At 69.2% G+C, this 11,104-nt stretch carries 11 protein-coding genes; 4 read left to right on the plus strand and 7 right to left on the minus strand.

What is annotated here, in order from left to right:
* Window positions 1–1,167, minus strand: a 1,167-nt coding sequence (locus Q8R27_RS13580) for a hypothetical protein (protein WP_305699522.1), incomplete at its 3' end; no start/stop codon positions are given.
* Between Q8R27_RS13580 and Q8R27_RS13585 the strand changes: the two genes are divergently transcribed.
* A complete protein-coding gene (locus tag Q8R27_RS13585; protein WP_305699523.1) occupies window positions 1,166–2,341 on the plus strand; it encodes a S1C family serine protease in 1,176 nt (391 codons plus the stop codon). The two genes, Q8R27_RS13580 and Q8R27_RS13585, sit on opposite strands and share 2 nt — an antisense overlap.
* Before the next feature lie 6 nt (window positions 2,342–2,347).
* Here Q8R27_RS13585 and sthA read toward each other — a convergent pair whose 3' ends face one another.
* Window positions 2,348–3,766: a Si-specific NAD(P)(+) transhydrogenase gene (gene sthA, locus Q8R27_RS13590; protein WP_305699524.1), complete on the minus strand. Its 1,419-nt coding sequence runs from the start codon at window positions 3,764–3,766 to the stop codon at window positions 2,348–2,350.
* A 182-nt stretch (window positions 3,767–3,948) separates the two neighbouring features.
* Between sthA and Q8R27_RS13595 the strand changes: the two genes are divergently transcribed.
* From Q8R27_RS13595 to Q8R27_RS13605, 3 genes are read left to right on the plus strand one after another with little or no spacing between them, the layout of a single operon-like run.
* A complete protein-coding gene (locus Q8R27_RS13595; RefSeq protein WP_305699525.1) occupies window positions 3,949–4,500 on the plus strand; it encodes a glutathione peroxidase in 552 nt (183 codons plus the stop codon).
* Window positions 4,497–5,669 carry an acyl-CoA dehydrogenase family protein gene (locus Q8R27_RS13600; RefSeq protein WP_305699526.1) on the plus strand — a complete coding sequence of 391 codons (1,173 nt, stop codon included), beginning with the start codon at window positions 4,497–4,499 and terminating at the stop codon, window positions 5,667–5,669. Before Q8R27_RS13595 ends, Q8R27_RS13600 begins: the two co-directional genes overlap by 4 nt.
* Window positions 5,666–6,586: a CoA ester lyase gene (locus Q8R27_RS13605; RefSeq protein WP_305699527.1), complete on the plus strand. Its 921-nt coding sequence runs from the start codon at window positions 5,666–5,668 to the stop codon at window positions 6,584–6,586. The genes Q8R27_RS13600 and Q8R27_RS13605 overlap by 4 nt, the downstream gene beginning before the upstream one ends.
* Window positions 6,587–6,592: 6 nt before the next feature.
* Here Q8R27_RS13605 and Q8R27_RS13610 read toward each other — a convergent pair whose 3' ends face one another.
* From Q8R27_RS13610 to Q8R27_RS13630, 5 genes are all read right to left on the minus strand, one after another.
* Window positions 6,593–7,975, minus strand: a complete 1,383-nt coding sequence (locus Q8R27_RS13610) for a HAMP domain-containing sensor histidine kinase (protein ID WP_305699528.1) — start codon at window positions 7,973–7,975, stop codon at window positions 6,593–6,595.
* Complete coding sequence (locus tag Q8R27_RS13615; protein WP_305699529.1) at window positions 7,972–8,703, minus strand: response regulator; 732 nt, start codon at window positions 8,701–8,703, stop codon at window positions 7,972–7,974. Before Q8R27_RS13615 ends, Q8R27_RS13610 begins: the two co-directional genes overlap by 4 nt.
* Window positions 8,704–8,777: 74 nt before the next feature.
* Window positions 8,778–9,323, minus strand: a complete 546-nt coding sequence (locus Q8R27_RS13620) for a Spy/CpxP family protein refolding chaperone (protein WP_305699530.1) — start codon at window positions 9,321–9,323, stop codon at window positions 8,778–8,780.
* A gap of 106 nt (window positions 9,324–9,429) precedes the next feature.
* Window positions 9,430–9,987 (minus strand): hypothetical protein, encoded by a 558-nt coding sequence (locus Q8R27_RS13625; protein WP_305699531.1) that lies wholly within the window; start codon window positions 9,985–9,987, stop codon window positions 9,430–9,432.
* A 265-nt stretch (window positions 9,988–10,252) separates the two neighbouring features.
* On the minus strand, window positions 10,253–11,104 hold an 852-nt coding region (locus tag Q8R27_RS13630), incomplete at its 5' end, for a DMT family transporter (protein WP_305699532.1).

The raw sequence follows: 11,104 nt of genomic DNA on the forward strand, positions 1-11,104 counted from the left end.
CCGCGCGCGTCCGGCGGGCGAGGCGAGGGCGGCGCCGGCGACGCGATAGACCTCGATCCGGCGGCGGGTGTCGGGGTCCGCGGCGAAGGCGACGGGCGCGCTGAGCGCCTGGGCTGCGACCGGATCGTCCTTGCCCTCGACCGCTGCGCCCAGAGCCCGGGCGGCGAGATAGAGCACTTCCTGGGGGCTCGCGGGCACGCGTCCGGATTGGGCGTAGAGCGCGGAGGAAGGGTGGGCGGCGAGAGCCTTGCGCGCGCATTCGCCCTGCTGGCGGGCGGCGCAGGCGACGGCGACCAGGATCGTGGCGTCGCTGAGCATGCCATCGCGCGCGCGTGGATCGAGTTCGATCTGCCTGAGCGTCACGAACGCAGCATCCGCGGCGCGACCGGCGGCTTGCAGGTCTCCGCGCTGTTCCAGCAACTGGGCCTCGATCAGCTTGAAGCGCGCGGCCTCCACGCTCAGTGGCGGCAGAGATCGGGTGATCATCTCGTGGGTCGCCGCGTGGATCCCGTAGGCCCGGTCGGCGTCGCCGATCGCCAGCAGCCGGGCGATGCTCTCGGAGAGCGCGCGGGCGACGACGAAGGGGTCCGCTTGCGGATTGGTCAGGGACGCGGTGAGCGACAGGACCTTGTCGAGGCGCCGCCCGGCCTCCAGCGGTCTGCCCTGGGAGATCAGGATGTCGGCGGCCAGCAACTGGCGACGGATGTAGAGGTCAGCGTTGGACGCGTTCTCGTGCGACCAGGCGCCGCCGTCGAGGATCTTTGCGACGACCTCGGGCGAGCCGCCGGAGAACCGCGCATAGCTCAGATAGTAGTCGGCGTAGCGCAGGCCTTCACGCTGCTGGGTCGCGTTGGGGGTGACGGCGGTGGTCGCGGCTTGGGCGTACTTCGGCGCATGGTCCTGCACGCAGTCGAAGGCGAAACTCTGGATGCAGATGTCCAAGAGGGCGCCGATGTCGTCGAGCTGGCGCTTCGATTCGCGCCCCGGAACGGCGAGGCGCGCCTCCAGCATCGAACGCGCCGCCTGGCCCTTGCCCTGGAAGTAGAGCGCCCAAGGAGACGCCGTCGCGCCCTGCGCCAATGCAACCCCAGGCAGAACCAGACTTGCGGCCAGGGCGAAGGCCGCTAGGCTTGGCCGTAGGGACACTTTTCGAGGACGAAAAGCCATGGGGCGGCTCCAGCGCACAGCGGCGGTGTTGGTCTTGTTAGCTTCACCATCATACGCATCGGCGGCGTCGCCGGAAGCTTGGCTGGGCGCCGCGCCGCCCTCGGTCGAGGGGGCGGCGAAGTCTGGGAACACCACCCTGCCGCGCATTCGACGCGGGCCTTCCGCCGCACGTCTCGGCTCGACGCTGGCGAGACTGCAGCCGGATGCGCGCTCAACCACCCGCGGGGGCGCAGAGGTGCGCGTCTATCAGGAGGCGTCCCCGTCGGTGGTCCTGGTGATCACCGATGAGTCGCTGGGCTCCGGCGCGTTGATCAGCGCCGATGGCAAGATCATCACCAACCTGCATGTGGTGGGCGATGCGGAAGAGGTCGGCGTGATCTTCAAGCCCAAGACCGAGGGCGACAAGGTCGGCGACGCCGACGTGCGGACCGCCAAGGTGATCCGCCGCGACGCGGTCACCGACTTGGCCCTGCTGAAGGTCGCCGAAGTGCCGGCCGGCGTGAAGCCGCTGGTGGTCGGCGGCGCGGCCGACGTCCAGATCGGCTCCGACGTCCACGCCATCGGCCACCCGACGGGCCAGACCTGGACCTACACCCGCGGCATCGTCAGCCAGATCCGCAAGGACGAGACCTGGTCGGTCGAGGACAAGATCGAACACCGGGCGACGCTGATCCAGACCCAGACGCCGATCAATCCTGGCAACTCCGGCGGACCGCTGCTGGACGACAAGCTGGAGATCATCGGCATCAACAGCTTCGTCAGCGACGGCGAGGGCCTGAACTTCGCGGTGTCGGGCGACGACGTGAAGGTGTTCCTGGCGCGCACGACGGATCGGCTTTCGGCGCCCGTCGTCACGGATCCGAACTGCAAGATGACCGTCCTGCTCAGCGAGCCGACCACCGATCCAGAGGGGCTCAAGGAGCTGGTCGACCAGGACTGCGATGGCGACAGCGACTTCGTCCTCCTGCTGCCGTACAGCAAGCGCGAACCGATCATGGGGCTGATCGACACCAACGCGGACGGCAAGATCGACAAGGTTCTCGTCGACGAGAACCGCGACGGTAAACTCGACTACGCGCTGCTGGACACCGATGGAGACGGCAAGCCCGACATGCGCGGCGCCATCCGCAAGGGCGAGAGCGAGCCCTCGCGATACGAGAAGATCAAGGACTAGGCGGGCTCAGGCGGCCGCGCGGGGCATCCGGTTCCAGGCGTCCAGCGCCGCCACCTTGTAGGCTTCGGCCAGCGTCGGATAGTTGAAGGTGTTCTCCACGAAGTAGTCGAGCCCGCCGTTCAGGTTCACCACAGCCTGGCCGATGTGGATCAGCTCGGTCGCGCCCTCTCCGACGATGTGGACGCCCAGCAGCCTGCGGGTGTCGCGGGCGAAGATCATCTTCATGAAGCCGGTGGAGATGCCCATGATGTGCCCGCGCGAGGTCTCGCGGAACCGCGCCACGCCGCACTCGTAGGGGATCGCCTCGGCGCGCACCTGTTCCTCGGTCATGCCGACGGTGGAGATCTCCGGCACCGAATAGATGCCATAGGGGAAGAACTCCGGCGGGGCGTGGGCCGGCTCGCCGAACGCGTGGCAGGCAGCGATGCGGCCCTGTTCCATGGAGGTCGAGGCGAGGCTCGGGAAGCCGACGATGTCGCCGGCCGCATAGATGTGTTCGACCCCAGTCTGGAACGTCGCCTTGTCGGCGACCAGCCGGCCGCGGGCGTCGCACTCAAGTCCGCAGGCCTCAAGACCGAGATCGCCCACCGCGCCCTCGCGGCCTGCCGAGAACAGCACCATGTCGGCGCGCAGCTCGCGTCCGTCGTCCAGCGCCACCAGGCAGTTCTGCGAGCCGTCGGCCACCGCCGAGACGACCTTGCAGCCCAGCCGCATGACCACGCCGCGGTCGCGCAGGTCGTGGACGAACTCCTCGGCCAGCTCCCGATCCAGGAACGGCAGCAGGTTCGGATTGGGTTCGACCATCGTCACCTTTACGTCCAGCGCGCTGAAGATGCTGGCGTACTCCACGCCGACGACGCTGGCGCCGACCACCACCAGCTGGCGGGGGATGCGCTGCAGGTCGAGGATCTCGTCGCTGTCGAGGATGTTCTCGCCATCGAAGCCGATGTGCGCGGGTCGGTAGGGCCGGGTGCCGACCGCGATCAGGAAGCGCCGCCCGGCGTAGGTCTCGCTGACGCCTTCGCCCGTCACGGTGATGGTGTGCGGGTCGATGAAGCGCGCCGCGCCGCGCGCGGTTTCGACGTTGTTGCGGGCGAACTGGTGCTCCAGCACCTCGACCTCGTGATCGAGGGTCATGTGCAGGCGTTTGCGCAGGTCCTCGGCGCTGATGTTCTGGCGCGCCCGATAGGCCCGGCCATAGAAGCCGCGCTCGCGCCAGCCCGACAGGTTGAGCACCGTCTCGCGCAGGGTCTTGCTGGGGATAGTGCCCGTGTGCACCGAGACGCCGCCGACCCTGCGACCGCGTTCCACCACCAGCACCCGCTTGTTGAGCTTGGCGGCCTGAATCGCCGCGCGGCGTCCGGCCGGGCCGCTGCCGATCACGATCAGATCGTACGGCTCGCCGGAGAGTTGCGGTTGGGTCACGGGTGGCGCCTCGTGGTGGACTTGCGGCTAAGGCAGCCTAGGCGACACGCCCTAAGATTTTGCGACGCACAACATCGTTCGGCCGCGAGCCCGCGGATTGCGAGCTCTGCGGGATCCGGCGCATGATAAGGCGGCGCCGAACGCCTCGGCTGCACGCTTGTCCCCCCTGAAGGACCGATCCGATGGCCGAGAGCCTCTATGACATTCCGCTGACCAGCATCGACGGCGCGCCCACCAAGCTCGGCGACCACGCCGGCAAGGTGTTGCTGGTGGTCAACGTCGCGTCGAAGTGCGGCCTGACCCCCCAGTACGACGCGCTGCAGGCGCTCTATGCGGCCAAGCGTGACGATGGCCTGGTGGTGTTGGGCTTCCCCGCCAACAACTTCCGCGGCCAGGAACCCGGGACGGAAAGCGAGATCGCCGAGTTCTGCAGCACCACCTACGGCGTCGACTTCCCCATGTTCGAGAAGATCTCGGTCGCCGGACCCGACAAGCACCCGCTGTATAAAGCGTTGACCGTGGCCGCCCCGGTTACCCAGCGCGACGCTGGCATGCGCAAGCGGCTGGAGGGTTTCGGCATCGAGACCGGGCCTCCCGGGGAAGTGCTCTGGAACTTCGAGAAGTTCGTGGTCGGCCGCGATGGCGCCGTGGTGGCCCGCTTCTCGCCCGACGTGACGCCTGACGACGCCGAGCTGACCGCGACCCTCGATAAGGCGCTCGCCGCGCCGGCATGAGCGTCACCGAGCCGTACATGACCGAGGAGCGGCGGATGATCCGCGCCAGCGCGCGCGCGTTCACCGAGCGCGAGGTCACGCCGATCGCCAACCGGCTGGATCCCATTCAGGGGGACATTCCGCTCGAGCTGATCGAGAAGATCGCCGAGGCCGGCTACTTCGGCATCCTGATCCCGGAGGAATATGGCGGCCTGGGCCTGGGCGTGTTCGAGTACTGCCTGATCGCCGAGGAGCTAGCGCGCGGCTGGATGAGCGTCGCCAGCCTGCTCGCCCGCGGCAACAGCATGCCCGGCACCCACCTGATGAGCGAGGCGCAGCGGCAAGAGATCCTGCCTCAGGTCGCGAGCGGGCGGTTGCTGGGCGCGCTGGCGATGTCGGAGCCCGACACCGGCTCGGACCTCTCCGGCATCAAGTGCAAGGCGGTGCTGGACGGCGAGGAATGGGTGATCACGGGCCAGAAGTACTGGTGCACCTTCGCCGACGGCGCCGACTATCTGGTGGTGGTGGCGCGCACCGAGCCGGATACGGCGCTTCGCCACCGCGGCCTCAGCGCATTCCGGGTCGACAAACCGCGCGGCGAAATGCCGAACGGCGTCTCGGGCGCGCCGATCCCCAAGATCGGCTACTTCGGCTGGAAGACCTGGGACCTTTCGTTCGACGGTTGCCGCATCCCTGAGAGCGCGCTGATCGGCAAGCGCGGCGAGGGTTTCTATGTGATCAGCAAATGGCTGGAGTCTGCGCGCGCCCACACCGCCGCCCGTGCGCTGGGCCTGGCGTCCGCCGCGCTCGACGAGGCGACCGCCTATGCGCAGACCCGCATCCAGTTCGAACGCCCGATCTCGGAGTTCCAGGCGATCCGCTTCAAGATCGCCCAGATGGCCACTGAGATCGCCGCCGCCCGACACCTGACCCAGCATCTGTGCGTGACCCTGGACCAGGGCGTGCGCAGCGACATGGAGGCCGGCATGGCCAAGCTGTTCGCCACCGAGATGGCCGAGCGGGTGACCAGCGAGGCGATGCAGATCCTGGGCGGCGCCGGCTATACGACTCTGTTTGCGGTGTCGCGGCACTGGCGCGACGCCCGCCTGACCAAGATCTTCGAGGGCACCTCGGAGATCCAGTTGCGGATCATCTCCGACAACATCCTGGGCAAGGAGAATGCCCGGTGAGCGCGCGGCCGGACCGGCTGCGGCGCTGTCAGCTTTCCGTGCCCGGCAGCAACGCGCGAATGATGGAGAAGGCCGCGGGCCTGGACGTGGACCATGTGTTCCTCGACCTGGAGGATGCGGTCGCGCCAGCGGAGAAGGTGGCGGCCCGCGGCAAGGTGGTGCATGCGCTGAACACCCTCGACTGGGGCCGCAAGACCCGTTGCGTGCGGGTCAACGACATCACCTCGCCCTGGGTGCTGGACGACGTGCTGGCGGTATTCGAGGGCGCCGGCGACAACCTCGACACCCTGATGCTGCCGAAGATCCGCACCGCTGCGGACATGGCCTTCTTCGACCTGCTGCTGACCCATCTCGAGACCCGTGCCGGGCGAACCAGGCGCATCGGGCTGGAGATTCTCATCGAGGAGGTCGAGGGCATGCACAACCTCGACGCCATCGTCGTAGCCACCGATCGGCTGGAGGCGATCGTGCTGGGCATGGTCGACTATTCGGCGTCGCAGAACATGGACCCGCTGGGCGCGGTGGGGCGCAGCGCCTACCCCGGGGATCTCTGGCACTATGCGCGCAACCGGATGATCGTCGCCGCCCGCGCCAACGGCCTCGACATGGTCGACGGGCCGTTCTCGGACATCGGTAACCGCGAGACCTTCGAGGAGGAGTGCCGCCGCGCCCTGGCGCTGGGCTGTGTCGGCAAGTGGGCGCTGCATCCCGATCAGGTGGAAGTCGCGCAACGCTGCTTTTCGCCCGACCCCGCGGCGGTCGAGCGCTCGCGGCGCATGCAGTCGGCCTACGACGAGGCGCTGAAGGCCGGCGTCGGCGCCATCCGCTTCGAAGGCGAGATGGTCGACGTCGCCACCGTGCGCACCGCGCGACGCGTCACCGAAGCGGCCGACCGCATCGCCCGGCTGGGGGGTTAGCGCGCCTCACCCCGAGGCCGGCAGGGTCACCGTGGCGCGCAGGCCGGTGTCGCCGTTCGACAGGGTGATGTCGCCGCCGTGCGCGCGCGCCGTCGAGCGTGCGATCGCCAGGCCCAGGCCGATGCCACCGGTGTCCAGGTTGCGCGAGGCGTCGGTGCGGTAGAACGGCTGGAACACCCGCTCCAGGTCTTCCGCCGACAGCCCCTCACCACGGTCGGACACGACCACCACGGCGTTGTCGCCCTCGCGGCCGACATCGATGCGCGCCTGGGCGCCGTAGCGCACGGCGTTCTCCACCAGGTTGACGAACAACCGCTGCAGGGCGGCTGCGTCGCCGTCGACCATCACCGGACGCCCGCTGGCGATCTCCACGTCGGCGCCGACCATGGCCGCATCGTCAACGACGCATTCGACCACCGACAGCAGGTCGAGCGGCTCGTGCCGCTGGGGTTCGCCTTCGTTGCGAATGAAGGCCAGCACGCCGCCGATCATGTGCTCCATCTGGGCGACGTCGGACAGCACCTGGGCGCGCAGGTCGCCCGGCGCGGACTCGACCCTGAAGCGGATGCGCGCCAGCGGTGTGCGCAGGTCGTGTGAGATCGCGCCAACCATCGCCGTGCGGTCGTCGATGTAGCGCTTGAGCCTCGCCTGCATGCCGTTGAACGCCTCGGCCGCCACGCCGATCTCGGCGGGGCCGGTCAGGGTCATCTGCGGTCCCTGCGGATTGCGTCCGAGCTGCTCGGCGGCCTGTGAGAAGCGCTTCAGCGGGGCGGTGATCCGGCGCGCGAACAGGTAGGCTGAGAGGCCTACCACGGCCAGGCTCGCCAGCAGCCACATCAGGCCGCGCTTCTGCCACTCGGTCGGGAAGGGCTCAGGGCTGGATCGCACCACCGTCCAGCCGCCGCCCGGGCTCCGCACCGCGGCGATGAAGTCGCCGAAGATCGGCGCCTCGCCGCCCATGCGCATGCCGCGCGAAGGCCGCATGCGTCCGTCTGGCGGCGGGCCGAACATTCTGTGCGCATCAGGGGGGTGACCGAAGCGGCCAACCTCGAACGGCGCGCGCGTACTCAGGCGCACCTCACCGCGCGGTCGTCCCAGTGCGACGGCCAGGGCTCCTGCGCCAGGCCTGGCGTCGCGGCCGTGGGCGAATTCATCCGGCAGGGCCGCGCTCTCACTGCGGACCATCGGGCGGCCATAGCGCGCCAACAGCGACCCGCCCTCCAGCGCCGCGGCGACCTCGTCCACCCGGTACATCGGCGGATGCGGAGGCGGCGTCAGAAGGATGACGGCGAAGCTGACAAGGTGGGCGATGACTAGCACCGCGATCAACAGACCGGTCAGTTGCAGGCCGATCGGCGCGCCCAGCCGGCCGGGCCGGCCGTTGGTCATCCGCGGGTGACCTTGGCGTCGAACATGTAGCCGGCGCCGCGCACGGTCTTGATGATCTCCTCGTCAGCGCAGGCGTGGAGCTTGCGGCGCAGCCGGCTGATCTGCACGTCCACCGCACGGTCGAACACATCGACCTCGTGGCCGCGGGCGATGTCCAGCAACTGGTCCCGCGACAGGATGCGCTGCGGATGCTCGAGGAAAGCGCTGAGCAGCGAATATTCGCCGGAGGTCAGCAGGATGGCCGCGCCGTTCGGCGCGCGGAGCTGGCGGCGCTGGGCGTCGACCACGAAGCCCTGGAACTGGTAGGCCTTGCCGCGCTTGGGCGCGCCGCCGCGCACCTCGTCCAGTCGCCGGAACACCGCGCGGACGCGGGCCAGCAACTCGCGCGGGCTGCAGGGCTTGGCGAGATAGTCGTCGGCGCCCAGCTCCAGGCCCAGCACGCGGTCCACCTCCTCGCCCATGGCGCTGAGGATGATGATCGCCGGCCCGCCCTCGGCCGACAGCCGCCGGCAGATCGACAACCCGTCTTCTCCAGGCAGCATCAGGTCGAGGATCACCAGGTCGATCGGCGAGGCGCTCAGCACCTGCTCCATGGCGCGCGCGTCCGCGGCGGCGTGGAGATGATAGCCATAGTCCCCCAGGTAGCTGGCGATCTGCTCGCGCAACTGGGTGTCGTCGTCGACCACCAGGATGTGGCGCGCGGGAAGCACCGGCGGGGCGGGGATCATGGAGACTCCTCTGTCGAGGAACTGTGGCGCGGTCATAGCGACTTCGCCACATTCTCCTTGCACGTCGGCGATGCTCATCGCGGCGGCTCGCCCATGTGGTCGCCGCCCGGGCCGCCCATCATCGCGTGCGTGCCGTGCATGCCGCCATGCATGCCGCCGCCCATTCCACCGCCCATGCCGCCTTCTGGGCCGTGCAGGCGCATCAGCGCGTCGAACACCTGCTTCTGATCGGCGCTGAGCGTGGCGTAGAACGTGGTCAAGGCGCGGCGCGCGCCTTCGGTCCGCTGACTGCGCTCCGCGTCGCGCTTGCCCATCCTGTCGAGACGCTCCGGCGTGGTCAGGGCCTTGGCCTCGCCCATCTCCCGATGCTTCTCCATGCGATCGCCGGGGGTCGGCCGATCGTGAGCGGCCATCAGTGCGGACAGCGCGGCTTCCTGGTCGGGGCGCAGGCGAAGGACGATCTTGAGGTCCTGGACGCGCTGGCGCTCGTGCGCGTCGTGCATCGCCTGCATGGCGGCGGGGGAGGCCGGGCCCGGGCGATCCTGCGCCTGTGCCGCGGCGGCGGCGAAGCCGATAGCGATAGCGGCCGGCGCGATGGCCAGAAGGTAGCGGCGGGACATGAAGGCTCCTGTCTGTTTTGCGGCCTTCACTCTCGCATGCGACCTGTCCAGCAGAATGTCGGGCGGTGAGACGCTGAAGACACCGACCTGAAACAGGCCGTGGGGATCAGCGCCGCCAGCCGCCTCGTCCAGGCCTCGGGCCGGGTCCGCGAGCGGGCATGTCGTCGTAGCACCCCGCGGCCCGAGCGAAGCCCGGTCCGGGTCCAGGTCCCGGGGGCGCCCGCCAGCCCGTGCGATCGGTTGCGCAGCTCCGATCCTGGGACGAGGCCACCGCATCACCGGAGGCGAACGACAGGCCCAGGCCCTGGATGCGCCGTGATCCGAAGCGCCCGTCGAAGCTGGACTTCTCGATCGCCACGCTCAGCAAGCTGCTCTCGCCGACCGGGATATCGGTGCGTGCGTACAGACTGCGATAGCCGTTTGAGCCGACGCCGACGCTGACCTCCCCGTGCACCTTGCGCGGCGTGGCCGACGAGACCGCGCCCGGAGCCTTGTCCTGCGGCAAGATGATGGCGGGCGATGACCTCAAGTAGGCGTCGATCTGATCGGAGACGCTGGAGGGCGCCTCGCTGGCGGGGACCGAGGGCGCGTCGTCGGCGGCGAGCGCCGGACCGGAGGCCAGGGCGGCAACGACGCTCAGCGCCAGGGCGATGCGGGGGCTCATGGGCGATCTCCTTCGCACGCAGACCGCGCCGCGATTGAGGCCGCTATGTTGCGGTTCGGAATCATCGTCGTCACAAGCGATACAAAGGCGATACCGCAGCGCCCTAGTTGGGCCGCAACCGCCCTCCATCCATGGCGTCGCGCCGCAGCCGAGGGTTTCCCCACCGCCCTCCGTCCCGCTGCGTCGCCGCGGCCGCACAGGTTCACCGCGTCCCGCGCCACGGCTCCCCCGCGTCCTCAGGGGGAGCCGTGCTGCAGGAAGGGCGTCAGGTCGCGGAGGGTTTGCGGGTCTCGCGCAGGATGACGTAGAGGCCGCTCGCCATCACCACGAGACCGCCGATCACCGTGGTGACGCGCGGCAGCTCGTTCCAGACAAGGAAGCCCAGCAGGCCGTTCCAGAGCAGGGTCGCGTAATCGAACGGGGCGACGATTGCCGCCGGCGCCAGGCGATAGGCCTGGGTCAGCATCAACTGCCCGATACCGCCCGCTACCCCCATCAGCACCAGGTAGAGCAAGGTCAGCGGGTCCGGCGTGGTCCAGACGAACGGCAGGGCGACCAGGCCAACGAGCGTGGCGGCCACGGTGAAATAGAAGGCGATGGTCGGGCCTGACTCCGTGCTGCCGAGCTGACGGATCGCCAGCATGGCGCCGGCCCCGCCGGCCACTTGGAGAAGAGCCAGCGCGACGCCGATGCTGGCCATGTGGGCTGGATCGGGGCGCACCAGCATCAGCATGCCGCAGAAGCCGACGATGACCGCGCCCCACTGATGCCCGCTGACCTTCTCGCGCAGCACCGGCGCGGAGAGTGCGGTGACCACCAGCGGCGTGCAGAACATGATCGCCGTGAACTCGGTCAGCGGCAGCATGCCCATGGCCGCGAAGCCGCAGACCATGCCCGTGACGCCCACGATCGAGCGGATCGCATGGGCGCCGGGCCTGGAGGTGCGCAGCATGCCGAACCCGCCGCTCGACATGATGGTGATGACGATCGGGATGAAGGCGAAGGCGTTGCGGAAGAACACGATCTCGAAGGTGTTCACGCCGCGCTCGGCGCACAGCTTTACCAGCACGGCCATGAAGCCGAAGGCGACCACCGCGGCCAGCCGGAAGGTGATCCC

Origin of the sequence: Phenylobacterium sp., assembly GCF_030697305.1 — a bacterium.
Taxonomy (GTDB): domain Bacteria; phylum Pseudomonadota; class Alphaproteobacteria; order Caulobacterales; family Caulobacteraceae; genus Phenylobacterium.